The sequence below is a fragment of the Burkholderia sp. 22PA0106 genome (assembly GCF_047497155.1).
Classification (GTDB): Bacteria; Pseudomonadota; Gammaproteobacteria; order Burkholderiales; family Burkholderiaceae; genus Burkholderia.
This window is the reverse complement of the sequence record NZ_CP163162.1, coordinates 3,063,197-3,081,682: the sequence shown is the minus strand read 5'-3', so window position 1 is coordinate 3,081,682 and position 18,486 is coordinate 3,063,197. Positions and strand designations below refer to the sequence as shown.

General features: G+C 67.3%; 15 protein-coding genes. 13 read left to right on the top strand and 2 right to left on the bottom strand.

Translation table 11 applies throughout. The annotated features are described in order from the left end of the window. Positions 1-246: 246 nt before the first annotated feature. Complete coding sequence (locus AB4850_RS13280; protein WP_414440272.1) at positions 247-3,129, bottom strand: GH92 family glycosyl hydrolase; 2,883 nt, start codon at positions 3,127-3,129, stop codon at positions 247-249. 470 nt (positions 3,130-3,599) lie between these two features. Between AB4850_RS13280 and AB4850_RS13275 the strand changes: the two genes are divergently transcribed. After that, positions 3,600-5,945 carry an ATP-binding protein gene (locus tag AB4850_RS13275; protein WP_414440271.1) on the top strand — a complete coding sequence of 782 codons (2,346 nt, stop codon included), beginning with the start codon at positions 3,600-3,602 and terminating at the stop codon, positions 5,943-5,945. Positions 5,946-6,078: 133 nt separating this feature from the next. Here AB4850_RS13275 and AB4850_RS13270 read toward each other — a convergent pair whose 3' ends face one another. Next, positions 6,079-9,144: a glycosyl hydrolase family 18 protein gene (locus AB4850_RS13270; protein WP_414440270.1), complete on the bottom strand. Its 3,066-nt coding sequence runs from the start codon at positions 9,142-9,144 to the stop codon at positions 6,079-6,081. A 237-nt stretch (positions 9,145-9,381) separates the two neighbouring features. On the opposite strand from AB4850_RS13270, the gene gspG reads away from it, so the two are divergent. From gspG to AB4850_RS13210, 12 genes are all read left to right on the top strand, one after another. Continuing rightward, complete coding sequence (gene gspG, locus AB4850_RS13265; protein ID WP_414440269.1) at positions 9,382-9,822, top strand: type II secretion system major pseudopilin GspG; 441 nt, start codon at positions 9,382-9,384, stop codon at positions 9,820-9,822. Next, entirely contained in the window at positions 9,812-10,315 is a 504-nt protein-coding gene (locus tag AB4850_RS13260) for a lytic transglycosylase domain-containing protein (RefSeq protein WP_414440268.1), read from the top strand. Before gspG ends, AB4850_RS13260 begins: the two co-directional genes overlap by 11 nt. Then, positions 10,312-11,493 carry a type II secretion system F family protein gene (locus AB4850_RS13255; RefSeq protein ID WP_414440267.1) on the top strand — a complete coding sequence of 394 codons (1,182 nt, stop codon included), beginning with the start codon at positions 10,312-10,314 and terminating at the stop codon, positions 11,491-11,493. Before AB4850_RS13260 ends, AB4850_RS13255 begins: the two co-directional genes overlap by 4 nt. 102 nt (positions 11,494-11,595) lie before the next feature. Continuing rightward, positions 11,596-13,191: a GspE/PulE family protein gene (locus AB4850_RS13250; RefSeq protein WP_414440266.1), complete on the top strand. Its 1,596-nt coding sequence runs from the start codon at positions 11,596-11,598 to the stop codon at positions 13,189-13,191. Beyond that, complete coding sequence (locus AB4850_RS13245; RefSeq protein WP_414440265.1) at positions 13,172-13,906, top strand: hypothetical protein; 735 nt, start codon at positions 13,172-13,174, stop codon at positions 13,904-13,906. The genes AB4850_RS13250 and AB4850_RS13245 overlap by 20 nt, the downstream gene beginning before the upstream one ends. After that, on the top strand, positions 13,903-14,433 hold the full coding sequence (locus AB4850_RS13240; RefSeq protein WP_414440264.1) for a hypothetical protein: 531 nt from the start codon (positions 13,903-13,905) through the stop codon (positions 14,431-14,433). The genes AB4850_RS13245 and AB4850_RS13240 overlap by 4 nt, the downstream gene beginning before the upstream one ends. Further along, entirely contained in the window at positions 14,430-14,981 is a 552-nt protein-coding gene (locus tag AB4850_RS13235) for a hypothetical protein (RefSeq protein ID WP_414440263.1), read from the top strand. Before AB4850_RS13240 ends, AB4850_RS13235 begins: the two co-directional genes overlap by 4 nt. Positions 14,982-14,992: 11 nt before the next feature. Further along, the gene (locus AB4850_RS13230; RefSeq protein WP_414440262.1) at positions 14,993-15,442 is read left to right on the top strand and encodes a hypothetical protein; all 450 of its coding nucleotides are present in this window, start codon (positions 14,993-14,995) and stop codon (positions 15,440-15,442) included. 229 nt (positions 15,443-15,671) lie between these two features. Then, positions 15,672-17,129 (top strand): secretin N-terminal domain-containing protein, encoded by a 1,458-nt coding sequence (locus tag AB4850_RS13225; protein ID WP_414440261.1) that lies wholly within the window; start codon positions 15,672-15,674, stop codon positions 17,127-17,129. Continuing rightward, the gene (locus tag AB4850_RS13220; protein ID WP_414440260.1) at positions 17,126-17,608 is read left to right on the top strand and encodes a type II secretion system protein; all 483 of its coding nucleotides are present in this window, start codon (positions 17,126-17,128) and stop codon (positions 17,606-17,608) included. Before AB4850_RS13225 ends, AB4850_RS13220 begins: the two co-directional genes overlap by 4 nt. Further along, the gene (locus AB4850_RS13215; protein WP_414440259.1) at positions 17,583-17,978 is read left to right on the top strand and encodes a type II secretion system protein; all 396 of its coding nucleotides are present in this window, start codon (positions 17,583-17,585) and stop codon (positions 17,976-17,978) included. Before AB4850_RS13220 ends, AB4850_RS13215 begins: the two co-directional genes overlap by 26 nt. After that, positions 17,953-18,486, top strand: coding sequence for a type II secretion system protein (locus tag AB4850_RS13210; RefSeq protein ID WP_414440258.1), 534 nt, complete (start codon positions 17,953-17,955; stop codon positions 18,484-18,486). The genes AB4850_RS13215 and AB4850_RS13210 overlap by 26 nt, the downstream gene beginning before the upstream one ends.

The following is an 18,486-nucleotide window of genomic DNA, read 5'->3' as shown; positions in this document are numbered from 1 at the left end:
CGGCAAGTGTCGATAGGGCGCCATATTACTAGGCTCTGACCACAATTTCACGAATACCTGCCATCGACATTGATTATTCGACGCATTTAATGACAGCCGATTACCGGGCGCAAGCCATTTATGACGATCGGGACGCACAGGCACGCCGGCCGCCCCAAAAGCAACGCGCCGCACAGCCGGAACGGCACTGCGCGGCGCGTGAGTCGAAACGCAACCCGGGGTCAGGCTGCCACCCCGGACGAATGGTCAGGAGGCGATACCCACCCCGAACACGTGCATCTTGCCGGCGCTGACCTGGCGCGGCAGCGTGATGCTCGACACGATCTTGCCGGCGGGCACGGGAATCGTCTGCGCGAAGATGTAGGTCTTCACGCCGTCCTTCTGGCCGTCGCCGCCGTTGCGGTAGGCCATCGTCACGGCGATCGCCGAGGCCGGGCTGGCACCGCCGCCGTTCAGCGTCCAGTCGTCGAACGCCAGCGTGACGGCCTGGCTGGTGCCGTCGGCGAAGTTCAACTGCGCCACGCCCGTGCTCGGCCCGTTATTGGCCGAACCGAGCACCACCACGCCCTTGCCGCCCGGCACCGGTGTCAGCATCACGGTCTGGCCGACGGTTACGGCGTTGTCGAGCGTGAGCGGGCCGCCGCCGATCGTCACGTTCGCGCCCGCCACCGGGAACGGCTTGCCCGGCTGCACCCCGGCCGCCGCCAGCGCGCTCAGCGAGTAGCTGAACAGGCTGCCGTCGAAATCCGCGCCCTGGCCGTCGGTGTTGCTGGCGCCGTCGGCGCTGAAGCCGCGATTGTTGAAGCTGTCGGCCGCATCGAGCGCCACCGGCACGCCGAACGACGGCGGCGGCACGTTGGTGCCCCACTGGGTCGGCGCATCGCCCATCGCGAAGCGCAGGGTCGCGCCGTTCGCCAGCTCGTCGTAGGCGATCCACGGGCTGTGCTGGGCACGGCCGTCGATCGACAGCGACTGCACGTAGCTCGACGCCGGCGCGCCCGAGGCGCGAATCCGCAGGCTGCGGCCGTTGCCGAGCCGCACGTCGATCTGCGGAAACTGCGGGCTGCCGATCGCCAGGCCCGCCACGCCCGGGATCTCCGGATACAGGCCGAGCGCGCCCCACACGTACCAGCCGGACACGGCGCCGAGGTCGTCGTTGCCGGGCAGGCCGTCGGGGCCGGTGCCGAAGGCGGTGCTCATGATCTGCTGCACCGTGCGCTGCGTGCCCGAGGGCGAGCCGGCCCAGTTGTAGAGCCAGGGCACCTCGAAGGTCGGTTCGTTGCCCATGTAGAAGTTCGGCAGGCTCAGGCCGGCGTTGAGCACCGTGAAGAAGGTGTCGAGCCGCGAGGTCACGGCGGTGTTGCCGCCGAGCTGCGCGAACAGGCCGGCCGGGTTGTACGGCACCATCCATGTGTACTGCTCGGCATTGCCTTCCACGTAGTTGTCGCCGCTGCTCGGCGTTTCGGCGATCCACGCGCCGTTCGACTGGCGCGCGGCGATCAGCGGCGGCGTGAGCGAGGTGTTCAGCAGGTTCTGCCAATACGCCGAGCGGCCCAGCAGCATGCGCTGCGTGGCGGTGTCGCCCATCGCGGCGGCAAAGCGCGAGATCGCGAAATCGCTGCTCGTGTATTCGAGCGTGGACGACGCCTGCCCCCATTCGCCGCTGGTGATGTAGCCCGTCTGCAGATAGCTCGCGCGGCCGCCGTTGGTGGTGGCGCCGTTGCAGGCCGTGCCGGGGATGTTGGCCATCTTCACCATGTGCTGCAGCGCCGATTGCGTGTCGAAGCGGCGCGCGCCGAATGCATAGGCGTTCGACACGATCAGCGAGCCGGCGTCGCCCGGCATCACGCCGTCCTCGACGTTGTCGTTGACCCAGTGCGGAATCGCGCCGCACTGATCCGCGTCGTTCACGAGCGACTGGATCATGTCGCTGGTGTCTGACGGATTCAGGATCGCCTTCAACTGGATCAGCGAGCGGTAGATGTCCCAGCCCGAGAACGACGAGTATTGCGCGCCCTGCCCCTTCGCGACCTGGTGCACCTGGCTGTCGAAGCCGATGTACTGGCCGTTGGCGTCGCTGAAGATGCTCGGCGCCCACAGCGCGTGATACAGCGCGGTGTAGAACTTGGTCTTCGCGTCGGCCGTGCCGCCCGCCACGCGGATCGCGTTCAGCGCGTCGTTCCAGGTGGCGTCGGCCTGGGTGCGCACGCCGTCGAAATCCCAGCCGCGGTTTTCCGCGTCGAGGTTCGCCCGGGCGTTCGCCACGCTGACGTACGAGATGCCGATCTTCATCTTGACCGTCTTGCCCGAGGCGAACGCGAGATGCGCCACGCCCTGCGAGACGGACGTGCCCGACACGAACGGCCGGTCGAACATCGCGTAGAAGTACACCGGCACCGCCACCGAGTTGCCGCAGAAGCCGCCGCCGGTGGTGCTGCCCGAGATCACGCTGTCGGATACCTGCGTGATCGCGCCGGCCGTGGAGGTGCGCGTGTTGGTGCGGGTGGCGTCGAGCACCAGCAGCGCCGGCTTGCCGGACGGGTAGGAAAACTGACCGAAGCCGGTGCGCAGCGTAGCCGTCAGTTCGACCTTGATCTGCGAATCGAGCAGCACCGAGTAATAGCCGGGCTTGGCGATTTCATTCGCATGACTGAAGGTCGGCACCAGTTGGGTGGCGTCGGTGGTCGGCATGACGGGGAATTCGCCGTCGTTGCCGCCGCAGCCCGCGCCGGGCATGTGGGTGACGCTGAAGCCCTGGATCGAGTTGATGTCGTAGTAATAGCCGGCCGGCGAGCCCGGCTCCTTGCTGTTGTTCGGCGCGGGCGTGGTGTTGGTGTCCGGCGCCCATTGCACCATGCCCGACGGCAGGCCGGCGGCCGGCACCACGCTGCCGGCCTGGCCGGCCGGAACCGGGTTCGGCGAATTGCTCGCGAGCGTGCCGATCAGCGGATCGACATACTGCGTCAACGACAGCGCGCGGCCGTCGTCGAGATTGACCGTATCGGCAGCGTTGGCCGAAGGCCGTGCCGCCAGCACCGACGCGGCCCCTGAGCCGCCGTCGTCACCCCCGCACCCGCTCAACGCGCACGCCACGGCCAAGGTGGCGGCGAGCGTCGTGAATCGATTCATGATCGTCTCTCTCCGTTCTTCTCTGCTTCTTGCATGTTCGGCGACTCGTGCGAACGAACCGCCGGCTCGTCGTGAATCTTTTGCTTCATTTTCTTTCCGAATCTTTGCAGCGGTAACAAGACTAGGAGTCGCCGTCCGGCGTCGTCAATCGAATAAACACATCTGTAATATTTTTCTTGGATTTACTAAACGATGCGCAACGTGACGCAACGCAACGCGGTTGTGTTCAATGTTTTCGTGCGGGATTTTTCGAGCGGCGGATGCGGCGCTGCAGTGTGCGCGCGAGCGCTCGGGCGAGGGCGTGTCGGCGCGGCCTTTTCGTCGCGTGAAAGGCAATTGTCAGACAAGATGCGCGATCGAAGGCGATAGACTGCCGCACCTCCATTACGTGCTCGCGCGACGCGAAAGCCGTCGCGCATGCCGGAAGCTCGAATGTTTTCGCGGCATGCCGGCATCGGAACGACAACACCATGTCCGGGATTTTCCACTCGAAGTTTGGGCCACTGCGCCGGGTTGCGGCCCGCGTGGCGACGGTCCGCTCGTCCACCTGGCTGCAACTGGCCGGCACCGCCCTGCTCGCGGTGCTCGGTTGCGCACCGGCCGTCGAGGAACTGATGGCGCCGCTCGACCGGCGTTACTGGCACCTCGCGTTCTCGGGTTCCGATCACGGGCCGCGCGACAAGGTCGCCGTGATCATGATCGACAAGAAGACGTTCGCCGAACTGGGCGATATCCGGCGTTACGTGCGCGCCGATTTCGCCGGCGTGCTCGAGCGCGTGACCGGCGCCTCGAGCGTCGTGCTCGACATGATGATGATTTCGCCGACCCGCGACGATGCCGGACTCGCGGCCGTGATCGCGCGGCGCGGCAATGTGGTGCTGCCGGCGCACGTGACGCTGCTCGACGGCCGCGCCGATACGGTGATGCTGCCGTCGAAACCGCTGCACGAAGCGGCCGCGGCGATCGGCCAGCGTCGTGTCACGGTGAGCAGCAACCAACTGGTGCAGGGCATCGTGCCGTCCATCCCGTACCGCGACGGTGAAGCATTCGCCCATGTCAGCCTGCAGGCGATCCGCGTGGCGCAGGCGCGGCATCCCGGCCTGGTCGCGCCTGCGCGAACCGGCGAGCGGCTCGCGCGGGCGGAGCGTGACGGTGCGGAGCCGGTGCTGCTGTTCCTGCCGCCGCGTTTCGATCTCGCCCGCCATTCGTTCGTGGACGTCCTGAAAGGCCGGGTGCCGGACGCGGCGTGGCGCAACCGGATCGTGTTCATCGGCGACGGGATGTCCGATCTGGCCGGCGTGTTCTATCTCTCGCCGGGCAGCGCGGAGAAACTGCGTCGCGCGGAAGTCGATGCGCTCGCAACCGAAGCGCTGCTCGACGGGCACCTGATACGGCGCATGCCGCTGGCGGTGCGAGGGGTGGCCGGCATGGCCGTTGCAATCGGCGTGTTGCTGATCTGCCTGTTCGTGCCGGGATGGCGCATGTATGGATTCGTGCTGGCGTGGCTGGCCCTGTTCGTCGCCGGGGCGGTGGTGGCGCTGGTGTATGGCGCGTGCTGGGCGCCGGTCGGGCCGCCGCTGGCCGTGTGCGTGACGATCTTCTCGATATGCGGCTGGCGGCGGGCGGACCGGCTGCGAGCCGCGTTGATGCGCGAATACCGCAGCTTGCGCGGGCTGGCGCACCGGCACGCGGTCGCGGACCTGGCGCAAACGGCGGGCGCCGATGATCCGGCGCCGGGCGCCTACCGCCACGACAGCGACGTTGCGCAGGCGATGTCGCGCATCCGCGCGTGGCAGTCGACCTACGTCGATGTGATCCATACGCTGCCGTATCCGGTCTTCGTCGAGCAGGACGGCGCATTGCGGATGTGCAATGCGTGCGGGCACGCGATGCTCGGCACCCTCGATGCGGATCGCGACACGGCCGCCCGGCGGGTGCTGGACATCGCGCACGACACGATCCTGGCGGCGCGGGACACCGGCCGGATTCATTCGGTTGAACTGATGATGAATGCGCGCATCCACCTGATGATGGTGACGCCGTTCGGCGGCGGCGATCCTCGGCGTTCGACCGGCAGCATGATCTGCCTCGTCGATATTCATGCCATCAAGGCAACGGTCGAAAATGACCGCCTCACGCTGCGCCATATGGCGCACGATCTGCGCAATCCGCTGTCGACGGTGCTGTCGCTGCTCGAACAGCGCGGTGTCGCCGACGCCGCGCCGGATGCGGATTTCCTGGCGGATCTGCACAAGCTGGTCGATTACAGCCTGCGCGTGGCCCAGGATTTCACGCAACTCTCGCGTGCCGAACATCTCGACAAGGAGGCCTATGTGACGGTGCCGGTCAGCGACTGGGTGATGGAGGCGGTCGATCAGGTCTGGCATGCGGCGAACGCGAAGCAGATTCGCCTGGAATGGCCGGATGAGGCAGACGGCGAGGTTTTCGTGCTCGGCAATCGCAACATGCTGCTGCGGGCGCTGATCAACCTGCTCGATAACGCGATCAAATACTCGGAGGCGGGAACCACCATCGACGTTTGGATCGACGCAGGCGATGGCAGGGTGTCGATCGTGGTGGCGGACGCGGGCCGCGGCATTCCCGAAGCGGCGATGCCGCGCTTGTTCGAGCCGTTCTTTCAGGTGGGCGGGACGGAGCGCGACGCGAGTCGGGGCGTCGGGCTCGGGCTGCCGTTTGTCAAGGCCGTAGTGGAGCGTCACGGCGGATCGATCGAGGTGGCCTCGGTGCCGGGGCACGGCAGCCGCTTTACCGTGTGCTTGCCGGTTGTCGGTGCGGAATGCCGCGAACCCGGTTGAGTCGTTGCGGATGCAACGAAAAAGCCCCCGCGCGAGGCGGGGGCGGACCGGCATCGATCGATGCCGGCCGAGCGACGCGCAGGCCGCCATGGCGCGGTTGCATGCGCCACGGGCCCTGCGTCACGGGCGGAGGTCAGTTCGCGTACTTGTCCCAGGCTTGGGCCCACGCGGAGCCCTTGCCGGGTTCGTAGGCCCAGGCCGCCATCGAACACCAGTTGGTGTACGGGAACGGTTTGCATCGGTACAGTTTGCCGCGGTTCGATACGATGTCGCCGGCAGCGTACCGGGTGCCTTCCTTGTATTGCGGATGCGTGCCGGCTTCGTTGCCGGGGTTGCCGGTGCCACCCGAGCCGCCGGTGCCGCCTTCATGGCCAGGGTTGCCGGTGCCGCCCGAGCCGCCGGTGCCGCCTTCATGGCCAGGGTTGCCGGTACTGCCCGAGCCGCCGGTGCCGCCTTCGTTGCCGGGGTGGCCTGCGCCGCCGCTCCCGCCATTGCCGCCTGCGCTGCCGCCGAACGACGTCCATGCGTCGCCCCATGCGAAGCCCTTGCCCGGCTCATAGGCCGCCGGTGCCATCGAGCACCAGCCGCTGTACGGGAACGGCTTGCACTGGAACAGCTTGCCGAGGTTCGACACCACATCGCCCGCCTTGTATTGCGTGCCCGCCTGGTAGGCCGGATATTCACCGCCAGTGCCGCCAGTGCCGCCGGTGCCGCCGGTGCCGCCAGTGCCGCCGCCGGTCTCGCCGCCATTACCCGCGCCGGCCTCGCCGCCATTGCCTGCGCCACCGTGACCCGCATCTGCCGCCTTGATGCGAACCGTGTGCTGGGCGGAAGACGACAGCTTGCCGTCGCTGGCCTTCACCGCGAACGTGAACGACTGGTCCTTCGCCAGCTTCGGCGCGGTGAAGTTAAGCGTTGCGCCGGACGGCTGCGCGGTGATGCCCGCCGGAATCGTCCATTGGAACGTGAGCTTGTCGCCATCCGGATCGGTGGATTGCGCGGCCGACAGCGTGACGGACTGGCCGCCATTCGCCTCCGCCGGCCCCGTGAGCCGCGCAACCGGCGGGTGGTTTTCCGCCGGGGGCGGCTTGACCGACGCGTCGGCCTTCGCCGTGACGGACACCTGCGCGCTGCCCTTCAGGCCCGCCGGGTCGGTCACCGTGACGCGGAACACGAACCGCGTGTCCTGCTGCACGGCCGGGATCGCCACCGTGGCTTTCACACCGTCTGCATGACTGATTGTCAGCGGTGCGCCGCCGATCTGCTCCCACCGGTACGACAGCACGTCCTTGTCCGGGTCGTGCGATTTCGAGGCGTCGAGCGTCACGGTAGCGGGGCCGGTTACCGTCATGTCCGCCCCCGCGTTCGCGACCGGTGCGTGGTTCTGCGTGCCGCCCTGATCGTGACCGAGGCCTTCGTGCATCGCGTTCAGGATCTCGCCGTTGTCCGCATCGATTTCCCATGCGAACATGCCGCCCAATTGATGCTTGCGCACATAGTCGCCCTTCGCGACCACCGAGCGCGCATCATCGAACGTCACCAGTTCGCCCGTGCCCTTGTTGAAGACATAAGGGGCTTCCGCCGTCTGGTCGTAATGGTATTCGTAGCCGTTGATGCCGGCGTTGTTCGGTCCTACCATCTTCGAGGCGATCGCCTTGTAATCGACCACACCCGGCTCCCAGCTGCCCGGAACCGGCCCGGTGGCGGTGCCCGTGAACGGGTTGCCGTCGGAGTAGCCCGACACGCCCGTCCAGCCGCGGCCGTACATTGCCGCGCCGAGGACGATTTTCTTCGAATCCACCCCTTGCGCGAGCAGCGCCGCAACGGAATTGTCCGCCGTGTAGTCCGTGTCGGGCCGCCAGGCCGGCGCATACAGCGCGGTTTGATGGCCGAGATCCGTCAGGCTGAATGCACCGTAGAAGTCGTAGCTCATGTCGAAGACATAGTTCATGTACTTCGACGCTTCCTTGTAGTTCACGACGCCGATCTTGTCCCGGCCCGAGCCGATCGCCGATGTCAGCTCGTAGGTCTTGCCGGTTTCCGCCGAGAGGCGATCGAGCATCTGCCGCAGTTCCTTGATCAGCGTGACATACAGCGCGCCATCCGTGGCCGGATTGCCGAGCGCGGGATTGGCGCCCTTTCCGCCGGGGAATTCCCAATCGATATCCACGCCGTCGAAGAATTTCCAGGTACGCAGAAGCTGTTCGGTCGAATCGATGAACACCTTGCGCTTGGCCGGATCGTGCATCTGGAAGAACGGGTCGGACAGCGTCCAGCCGCCGATCGACGGCAGGATCTTCAGATCCGGATTGCGCTTCTTCGCGGCCATCATCTGGCCGAGCACGCCCTTGAGCTGCGAGTTGGCCGTCTGCCCCGGCAGCGTCACGCCGATCTCGCCCCAGGTGTCATGAATCGCCACGCTGTAATCGGGCAAGCCCCGGCAGGTCTGTTGCAGTGCGCGGAAGGCATTGGGCCCATCGTGCGCGAGCGAGCCGTTGACGGTTTCGCCGCCGCAGATCGGAACGAAGGCATAGAGCAGGTGCGTCAGGTTCTCGACCGGCACGTTGTCCACGCTGAACTTGCGATCGTAGATCGACCAGGTCGCGAAGTAGGCCGCCACCACCGAATCCTTGCTTTTCGCAAACGGCTTGTTGGTCTTGCTGGCGTTGTCCGGCAGCGTGTCGGCAAGCTCCGGGATCGTATCGAACACGGTCACGTCGATCGGCGCGCTGTCGGCCGAGGCGCCGTTCGCGTCGAACACGCGTACCTGCATCTTTTTCACGCCCGCGGTCTTGACGTTGGCCACCACGGTTCCGCGTTGCGCGCCGCCGGGTGTCAGCTTGATTTCCGAGGCGCTGTCGATCGTGCCGTCCACCACCGCCACCGCCTTGACCGCGGTGCCGTTGCTCCAGATATCGAAGGGCAACGGCACGTCGACCTTCTTGTTGAGCTTGACGAGATCCTTGTAGGGCGCGGCCCCGGCCTGCTGCAGATCGATCTCGACGAAGCCGTGCGGCTTCGAGGTGATTTCGTATTGCCGAAGACTGGGCGTGCCCGGCGCGGCGCTGGCCGAATGCGCGAAGCAGAGCAGGCTGGCCGTGGCGATCGTGGCGAACGCCAGCCTTTGCGAGCGGCCGGACAGGCTAATGATGCTCGATTGACGGGCATGGGATTGATTGAAACGCAATTTGATCGTCATCCTTAATGATGTGAACGAATGTCTGAGCAGACTCGCGCATTGTTTTGGCTTTGCCCGCCGGCGCCAATCAACCTGAATGCATGTTTAATCAATCTCGAAATAGGAGGGGGGACGGACTTCGAGTTTGAGAATATTTTCAGGAAGGTTGTTGCGTCCGCATCGGCCTCGGACAATGACGGCGTCGTGCATGGGGGCAGTGCCGCCCGGTGCGTCGGCAGGTCAACCGAGGAACACAACGTGAACGTGACCATTCGAAAATGGAAAGCAGCGCAGGCGCAGCGGGGCTTCACCTTGCTGGAACTGCTGGTGGTCTTGCTGATCATTGCGCTGTTGGCGGGTTATGTCGGGCCGAAGCTGTTCTCGCAGGTCGATAAGGCCAAGGTGCGCACGACCGAATCGCAGCTCAAGACGCTCGGCGATGCCGCCACGCAGTTCCGGCTCGACACGGGCCGCTATCCGAGTGCCGAGGAAGGGCTCGATGCGCTGGTCACGCCGCCGCAGGACGCGCCCGGCTGGAATGGCCCCTACCTCGCGAAGGCCGTGCCGACAGACGGCTGGGGCCGCCCCTACCAGTGGAATGTGCCGGGCCGCGACAGCGAAGCGGAGATCGTCTCGCTCGGCCGCGACGGCCGCGTGGGGGGCAGCGGCGTCGATGCCGATCTCGTCCATGGCCTGTAAGCGTGCGGGGCGCGGGCTCGTCGTGGCGGCGTCGCTTGCCGCCGCCGCGCCTGCCGCCTCGGCGGGGAATTGCTTTACGGCGGCGGGCGAGCGGCACCGTATCGACCCGCTGCTGCTGGTCGCGATCGCGAAAGTCGAATCGGCGATGAATGCCCGCGCGATTCACACCAACGCCAACGGCACCGAGGACATCGGGCTCATGCAGATCAACAGCACGCATCTGCCGCGGCTGGTCCGGATCGGCATCACGCGCAAGCGTCTGATCGACGAGCCTTGCACGTCGGTCGATGCCGGCGCGGCGATCCTCGCCGGATTCATCGAACGCCATGGTTATACCTGGAATGCCGTCGGCGCCTATAACGCGGGCTCGTCGGCCACGCGTGCGCCGGCGCGCAAGACGTATGCGACGCGCGTTTGGCGCGCGTACCGGTTGCTGACCCGCGACCGGCACGCCAGCCTCGTGGCGCTCGATGCGTGGCGGGACGCGCCGTGAATGCGTTTCGGCTCCGCGTGCTGGCGTGCGGCGTGCTGGCCTGGCAGACGATCGAGGCGGCGAGCGAAGCCGAGGCGCGGGCGCGGATTGCCGCCCAGGGCGGCGTGGTGATCGCGCTGCGCCGCGCGCGGCCCGGTGTCCGCATGCGGGCGCCGAAGTTCGCGCTCGCGTTGTTTCTGCAGGAGCTGTCGGCCTTGCTCGATGCGGGCCTGGTGCTGGTCGAAGCGCTCGAGGCATTGCGCGACAGGACCGACGCCGGCCGCGCATCGCAGCATGTGATCGACGGGGTCCTCGCCGTGATGGTCGAGGGAAAGCCGCTTTCCGCGGCACTCGCGCGGCAGCCCGGGGTCTTTCCCGAACTGCTCGTCGCGACGATCGCCTCGGCGGAGGGGAGCGGCCAGTTGCCCGTCGTGCTGAAGCGCTACCAGCAATACGAAGTGCGGATCGCGCAGATGCGCAAGCGTGCGGTGAGCGCGCTGATCTATCCGGCTGTCGTGATCGGCGTGGGCGTCGCGATCCTGCTGTTCATGGCGTTCTTCGTGATTCCGCGTTTCGCGGTGGTGTTCGAATCGCTGACGGTGCTGCCGCCCGCCGCCCGCTTGATGCTGGGGTGGGCCACGTTGTTGCGCGAACACGGCGTGGCGGTGGGCGTGGCCGTCGCAGCGGCAGGGTTGGGCGCCGCCCTCGCAATCCGCGCACCGGTCACCAAGCGCCTGGTGCAACGGCTGATGTGGCGCGCGCCGAAGCTGCGCGATGTTTGCCTGCTGTTCACGCTGACGCGCTACTACCGCACCGCCGGGTTGCTGATTGCGGGCGGCACGCCCGTGATCGACGCGCTCGCGCTGTCCGGCAAGCTGCTGCCCGACCTGTTTCAGCCGCGCCTCGCGGCTGCGCTGGCCGAGCTTCGCGCGGGCCGGCCGGTGTCCACCGTGTTCGCGGCCCACGCCCTGACCACCTCCGTCGCGGTGCGCCTGTTGCGCGTGGGCGAGCAGGGCGGCGATCTGGGCGGGATGTGCGAGCACATCGCGCAGTTTCACGACGGCGCGCTCGACCGCGCGATCGATCTCATCAGCCAGGTCCTCGAGCCGGTGGTGATGCTGGCCGTCGGCGCGATAGTGGGCGCGGTGGTGCTGCTGCTTTACATGCCGATCTTCGAACTGGCCGGCAGCATCGGATAACCATCCGGCCGGGCACGGCATGCGTGCGCCGGATTGCGCCGATCAACTGGAAAATACAACGTGAAACCGCAACCGATCATCCAAGCTTGGCAGTCCGAATCGATGCATTCCGGTACCGGCTTCGCGGCGTATGCCGACGCGCTGCTGCGCGCCGACCCGAGCCGGCTTGCCGAGGTGGCCGCGTGCTGCGGCATCGCGCCGATCGGCGCGGCCCCGTTGCGCGCCGCCGCCACGCGCTTCGATCTGCTTTCGCTGCACGAGGCGCTGGCGCTGCGGGTTCTGCCGGTCGAGCATGACGCCGCGCCGGTCATCGTGGTGGCCGATCCGCTGTCGCGCAGCGTGCGTGACGAACTGCTCGCCCGCTTCGGCGCGCCGCGGGTGCGCATCGCGATGAGCCTGCCCGGCGAAGTCGAGGGGCGGCTTGCGGAGATCGAGTCGAACGAGCGTTCGATCGACAGCATCACGATCGATGCCGCCTCGGGCGAGACCCACGCCCAGCGTACCGAATCGATCTCGCTGGCGAGCATCGCCAGGGACGGAAGCCCGATCGTCCGGCTGGTCAATTCGACGCTGTACGACGCCCTGCAGAGCCGCGCCAGCGATATCCATCTGGAATCGGCGGCGGACGGGCTGACGATCCGCTACCGGATCGACGGCGTGCTGCAGTCGGTACGCGGCGTACCCGGTATCGAAGCGGCGACGCAGACGCTGTCGCGAATCAAGGTGCTGGCCGCGCTCGACATCGCGGAACGGCGCGTGCCGCAGGATGGCCGCTTCAAGGTCGTGATGCAGCGGCGCGACATCGATTTCCGCGTGTCGATCATGCCGGGCACGCACGGCGAGAACGCCGTGCTGCGCGTGCTCGACACGTCGCAGCGCGGTGACAGCGTCAGCCTCGACATGCTCGGGTTCGATGCGCTCACCGCGCGCCGCATCCGCTCGCTCGCGCACCGTCCCCACGGGCTCATGCTCGTTACCGGCCCGACCGGCAGCGGCAAGTCCACGACGCTCTATGCCGTGCTGTCCGAACTGAATACCGGCGAGGACAAGATCATCACGATCGAGGACCCGGTCGAGTACCCGCTGAACGGCGTCGTGCAGATTCCCGTCAACGAGCGCAAGGGGCTGACGTTTGCGCGCGGGCTGCGTTCGATCCTGCGGCACGATCCCGACACGGTGATGGTCGGCGAGATCCGCGACGAGGATACCGCGTCGATTGCCGTGCAATCCGCGCTCACGGGCCACCGCGTGCTGTCCACCGTCCACGCGAACGACGGCTTCAGCGTGATCGACCGCTTCATCTACATGGGCGTGGAGACCTCGACCTTTCTCGAGGCGCTCAACGGCGTTGTCTCGCAGCGGCTTGTGCGACGCATCTGCCCGGGCTGCGGCGACGCCGCCACGGACGGCGCGGACCTGGCCGGCGCGGCGCTCGATGTGCTCCGGCGCGAGGTGACGCCGGGCACGGGCTGCGAGCGGTGCCGCGGCACCGGCTATCACGGCCGGATCGGACTGGCCGAGGTGCTGATGCTCGACGCGCCCATGAAGGCGGCGCTGCTGGAGCGCTCGATCGAAAAACGCGCGCGCGCGCTCGAGGCCTGCACCGAGTACCGATCGATGCGCCAGGCTGCACTGGCGGCAGTGCGTGCACGCACGACGACCTGCCAGGAGGTGCAGCGTGCGATCACCCTGGATTGACGCCACCGCGCTGATCGATGCCGGCACGCTGAGCCTCTGGTCGCACACCGGCCGGAGGCCGCGATGCCCGGGGGCCGCGGATGTCGTCGTGGCGCACTCGGGCCACGTGTCCGACGCCCTGTCGAGCGCGCTGGCCGGCCTGCCGAAAGCGCGCCTGACGCTCCGCAATCGACTGAGCATCGTCGTCGGGCATCCGTGGGCGCACGGCGTGGTGTTGCCCTGGCAGGATGGCCTGAGCTCGGATGCCGCGTGGCGTGCGTATGCCGGCATGCGGTTCGCCGAGCGCGCGCAGCGCGGTGCCTTGCGCATCCTGATCGCACACGAACGTTGGGGGCGGACACGTCTTGCCGCTGGAATATGCGAAGGATTCCTCATGGAAATAACGAGGGCCAGCCGCGCCGCCGGCTGGCGGCTCGCGAGCGTGCGCGACGCATTGTCGGCGTCGCTCGATGCGTACCCCGCCTGGCGGGATCGTGACGATTTCGCGTTCGCGCTTCGCCAGCAGACGGTTGCGACGTGCGCGTTCCGACACGGAGGTCAGTGGCGCGATGTCGTCACGTTGCCGTGCGACGGGGACTGGTTTGCAGCAGCGGCCCTGATGGCCGGACTGCCGGCGTGCGCGGATATCGGCGCGGTCGGGTTCGACGGTGCGCTGCTGGGTGCCGGCATCGCGGCGGTCGAGCTGATGGATCGATCGCTGGCGGCGCCGGCATGAAGCGTTCCACCGGATTGAACTTTGTCGCGACGCGCGCGCGGATCACGCCATCGGCGGCCCTTGCCCTGTGCTGTGCCTTGGCGGTCATGGCGCTCGCCGGGCGCGAATGGACGCGTGTCGATACCGTGCGCGACGCCGTCGATCGGCTCTCGCAGCGCATCGACGCGCGACAGCGCAGCCTCGAGCGCGAGCAGCGTCTGGCGAAAGCCCGGACGCCCGAGCAGCGCCGCATCGCGAGCCTGCTCGCCGCGCAGCAATCGAACGCGACGGACTCGGGCTTGCCGGTGATCGACTGGATCGAACGTGCCTGGACGCCGCATATCGCATTGAAATCGCTGACGGTGGACAAGGCCGGCCGCCAGGCGCGTATCGAAGGCGGCGCGGCCGATCTGGCGCAGATCTACATGTTTGTCGATCGCCTGAGCGACCGCCATCCCGACCGCAGGACCGGCCTGCTCCAGCATCGGGCCGCCACCGAGAACGGCAGGCCGGTCTTCTACTTCAGTCTGAGCATCGAACGTCCATGACGCCCCGCGACACGTTGAGCTTGACGCAGCTTGCCGCGCGCCTGCGCTGGGGTGCCTATGCGCTCACCCGGAAACTGGGCGTGCCCGGCCTGCTCGCCGCCGCCTCGGCCATCGCGCTGCTGGGCCTGTATGCGCTTTACCTGCAACCCGAGCGCGTGCGGCTCGCCGCGATGCACGACGAGCTGGCGAAACAGTTCGCGGCGTTGCCGGTGCGGGCCGCCAAAGCCGGCGGCGGGATGACGCTCGATCAGGTCCAGCAACTGCAGAGCGGGACGCAGGCCTATGCGCTGTTCGAAATCCTCGCGCAGAACGGGCTCGAGCGGAAGAACGCAACCTACCGCAGCGCGGCGGAGGTCAAGGGGAAGTTACGGCGCCTGACCATCGATATCGCGTTGCATGGCAGTTACCGCGGCCTGCGCGAAGCGATCCGGGCGATCGCCAGCCAACCGATGGTGCGCATCGAGAGCGTGACGATCGAACGTGACAGCATCGACAGCGCGGACATCGACGCCGGCCTGCAGGTCAGCATGTTGGGGCCCGACACGTGATGCGCCCGCTCATGATTCGCCTGACGGCCGGATGGCTGGCAGCCGCTGCCGCGAGCGCCGGCTTCGCTCAGGCGATCGCCGATCCGCCCCGCCCCGTCGATCTGTTTCCCGCACAGAACTGGGCCGCGCTCGGTGTCGAGGATGCGGGCGCGGCGCCGCCCGATGGCGAGCCACCGGACCTGGCCGCCCCGATCGACGTGGCTTCCGCGCCGCGGCAGCAGGTCATGCCGTTCAGCGTGGCCGGCGAATGGCGCGAGCCGGGGCAGCGCATCGTCGTGCTGGAGGGCGGTGGCAGGACCTTCCTGTTGTGCGGGCGCGGCTGCGGCGTTCGCGATGCGGTGCTCCCGGGTGGCGAGATTGCCGATGGTTACCGGCTCGAGGCCCTGGACGATACCGGCCCGATCGTGATGATCCGCGACGGTGTGGAGGTCGAGCTTGCGCCGGCTCCGCCCATTCCCTGAATTTCGCAGCGAAACTTTTTTTGGCAACACAGTGATGAAACCAACCGTCGGTTTAGGGCTCCTGATTTCCGCACTTGCGATGGCGGGGTGCGCGAGTCCCCCGCTCACGACGGCGGGGGAGCCCCCCGCAACGATCGCCGAGCGCATCGACCTGCTGCGTTCGCCGAAACGTGCCGCGTCCGAACCCGCGGGGCACGCTGCGCCCAGCGCGCCGCAGGCGAGCCATTCGGTGCGTCCGCAACTATCCGATGCGATGCGCAAGCCGGTTTCGCTCAATTTCAGGCAGCAGCCGATCGCGGCGATCTTCGACGTGATCTCGCGCGTGTCCGGCGTGAACTTCGTGTTCGATCGCGACGTCGATACCGCGCAGTCCACCACGTTGTTCGCCGAGCACATCACGGCCGAAGACGCAATCAACCTGCTGCTGCGCACCAACCAGCTCGAAAAGACGGTAATCGACGCGCACACGCTGCTCGTCTACCCGGCACAGCCGGAGAAAATCCGCACCTATACCGAATTCGCGATCCGGACGTTCTTTCTGTCCCATGCCGACGCGAAATCGGTCATGACCGCGCTGCGTCAGATGATCAAGCCGAAGGAAATCTACGTGGACGAGCGCGTGAACGCGATCGTCCTGCGCGACACGCCCGAGACGATCGCGGTGGCGGAGCGCATCGTGGCGGCGCTCGATATTGCGCAGTCCGAGGTCACGCTCGAGGTGGAGGTGCTGGAAGTCAACGTCAACGACAGCCTCGATTTCGGTGTCGAATATCCTGACCGCATCCGCTTCGGCGCGCTGACCGGGGCGGACGGCGCTGCGCCGACGCTTGGCGACCTGCTGCGCCTGAACCGTGACCGGATCGGCGTATCGAGCGAATCCGGCGCGTTGTCGCTGGCGATCGACATGCTGCAGAAGCAGGGCAAGACCAGCACGCTCGCCAACCCGAAAATCCGTGTGCGCAACCTGGAGAAGGCCAGTATCCGGATCGGCGAGCGCGTACCGATCGTCACGACCACGAATGCGAACGGCGTCGTCACGGAGTCGGTGAGTTACCAGGACGTGGGCTTGATGGTGAAGGTCGAGCCGCGCATCAGCCTTGACGATGAAGTGAGCGTGAAGGTCGACCTGGAGGTCAGCAGCATTCTGTCGAAGGAGACCACCAAAAGCGGACTGGTGGCCTATACGCTCGGCACGCGCAATGCGCAAACCCTGATGACGGCGCGCAATGGCGAAACGCAGGTTCTCGCCGGGCTCGTCAAGCGCAACGAGATCGAGAGCGTGACGGGCTTGCCCGGGCTGTCGCGGCTGCCGCTGATCGGCCGGCTGTTCGGTGCGCACGGAAGCAATCAGGAGCGCACGGAAATCGTGCTGCTGATCACGCCGCATATCGAGCGCAATCTCGACCTGCCGGCCTCGGCCGTGACGCCGTTCCTGTCCGGCACCGAAACCCGCATCAGCACCGAACCCCTGACGCTCGAATCCAGCGCCGCGGCGCCGGCGGCCACGGCGCAGCCGCGCGGCCCGGATCTCGACGCGCCGATCGAACCGGCCCCCCCGTCCGCACCTTCGATGTCGGGCTCGCGGCCGCGCAGCGAGTCCGACGTGCGCGGCAAGGCGCCGGACGACCGCGAGAAGCCGGACGACCGCGAAAAGCCGGGCATCGGCATGATGCGGACTCGCGCATGACCGCCCGTCGACGTGTGCGCGGCTTCTCGCTGATCGAAATGATGGTGGCGCTGACGCTGCTCGCCCTGCTCGCCACCGTGGCCTTGCCGATGGCCGAGATCGTCAAGCGTCGCGAAGACGAAGCGGCACTGCGCCGCGCGCTGATCGCGATCCGGTCGGCGCTCGATGCCTACAAGGCGGCATCGGACGAAGGCCGGATCGAGCGAGCCGTCGACCAGAGCGGTTATCCGCCGGATCTGCGCACGCTCGTGGATGGCGTGGAGGACAAGCGCTCGGCCGGCGGTGCACGGCTGGTTTTCCTGCGCAGGATTCCTGACGATCCGATGTGCGACTGCAGCGGCAAGGCGGCCGACGCGATGTGGGAGACACGCAGTTACGCGAGCGATCCTGCCGATTTTTCCTCGGGTGAGGACGTCTTCGATATCCGCTCGTCCAGTCGCAAGGAGGGCCTCGATGGCGTCCCGTATTACCAGTGGTAGCCGCGCCCGCCGCGCGGCGGGCTTCACACTGATCGAGCTGCTCGTGGTGCTGGCGATTATCGCCACCTTGACCGCGCTGGTGGCACCGAACTACCTTAAGCAGGGCGACCGCGCCAAGGAAACCGTGTTGCGACACAACCTGAATACGCTGCGTCAGTCGATCGACGATTTCCGTTCCGATACCGGTGAAAACCCGGCCTCGCTCGATACGCTGGTGGACATGCACTATCTGCGCGACGTGCCGCTCGACCCGATCACGGGAAAGCGCAATTCCTGGCGCGTGCAGGCCGGCGAGACAGGCGGCGTGGCGGATGTGAGGAGCGGCGCCACGGGGCGCGCGCTCGATGGAAGCCACTATGCGACATGGTAATCTGCGCCGATGCGAGCGCGGCCCACGCACGCAGCGCGGCATTGCTTATTTCGGTGTGCTGATATTGATTGCCGCGGTCGGTCTGGGCATGACCCAGGCCGCCCGTGTCTGGCGCACCGTCCAGCAGCGCGATCGCGAAGCCCGGCTGCTGTTCGTCGGCGATCAGTATCGCGCCGCGATCGGCCGCTATTACAGCGCGGCGGGCCAGACCCGCTATCCGGCGTCGCTCGACGCGCTGCTGGACGATCGCCGGACTTTGCCGGCGGGGCGGTATCTGCGGCGCCTCTATCCCGACCCGCTCAGCGGAACGGCCGCGTGGGGAATCATCAAGGCGCCGGATGGCGGGGTGATGGGCGTGGTCAGCGAAGCGGCCGGCCGGCCACTGAAGCGGCGCGGGTTTCCGGCCCGCTATGCGGAGTTCGCCGATCGGGACACCTATCGTGCGTGGCGGTTCGTTTTCCTGCCGAGCGCGTCGGGCGATTCGCCCGCGCGCCCGGCAGACAATTGA

What these genes read in the sequence shown, in the direction of transcription:
- AB4850_RS13260 (WP_414440268.1), top strand. Translation starts at nt 9,812, where the DNA reads ATGGCCTGTAAGCGTGCGGGGCGCGGGCTCGTCGTGGCGGCGTCGCTT.
- AB4850_RS13210 (WP_414440258.1), top strand. Translation starts at nt 17,953, where the DNA reads ATGGAAGCCACTATGCGACATGGTAATCTGCGCCGATGCGAGCGCGGC.
- AB4850_RS13220 (WP_414440260.1), top strand. Translation starts at nt 17,126, where the DNA reads ATGACCGCCCGTCGACGTGTGCGCGGCTTCTCGCTGATCGAAATGATG.
- AB4850_RS13230 (WP_414440262.1), top strand. Translation starts at nt 14,993, where the DNA reads ATGATTCGCCTGACGGCCGGATGGCTGGCAGCCGCTGCCGCGAGCGCC.
- AB4850_RS13235 (WP_414440263.1), top strand. Translation starts at nt 14,430, where the DNA reads ATGACGCCCCGCGACACGTTGAGCTTGACGCAGCTTGCCGCGCGCCTG.
- AB4850_RS13215 (WP_414440259.1), top strand. Translation starts at nt 17,583, where the DNA reads ATGGCGTCCCGTATTACCAGTGGTAGCCGCGCCCGCCGCGCGGCGGGC.
- AB4850_RS13275 (WP_414440271.1), top strand. Translation starts at nt 3,600, where the DNA reads ATGTCCGGGATTTTCCACTCGAAGTTTGGGCCACTGCGCCGGGTTGCG.
- AB4850_RS13270 (WP_414440270.1), bottom strand. Translation starts at nt 9,144, where the DNA reads ATGACGATCAAATTGCGTTTCAATCAATCCCATGCCCGTCAATCGAGC.
- AB4850_RS13240 (WP_414440264.1), top strand. Translation starts at nt 13,903, where the DNA reads ATGAAGCGTTCCACCGGATTGAACTTTGTCGCGACGCGCGCGCGGATC.
- AB4850_RS13280 (WP_414440272.1), bottom strand. Translation starts at nt 3,129, where the DNA reads ATGAATCGATTCACGACGCTCGCCGCCACCTTGGCCGTGGCGTGCGCG.
- AB4850_RS13250 (WP_414440266.1), top strand. Translation starts at nt 11,596, where the DNA reads ATGCATTCCGGTACCGGCTTCGCGGCGTATGCCGACGCGCTGCTGCGC.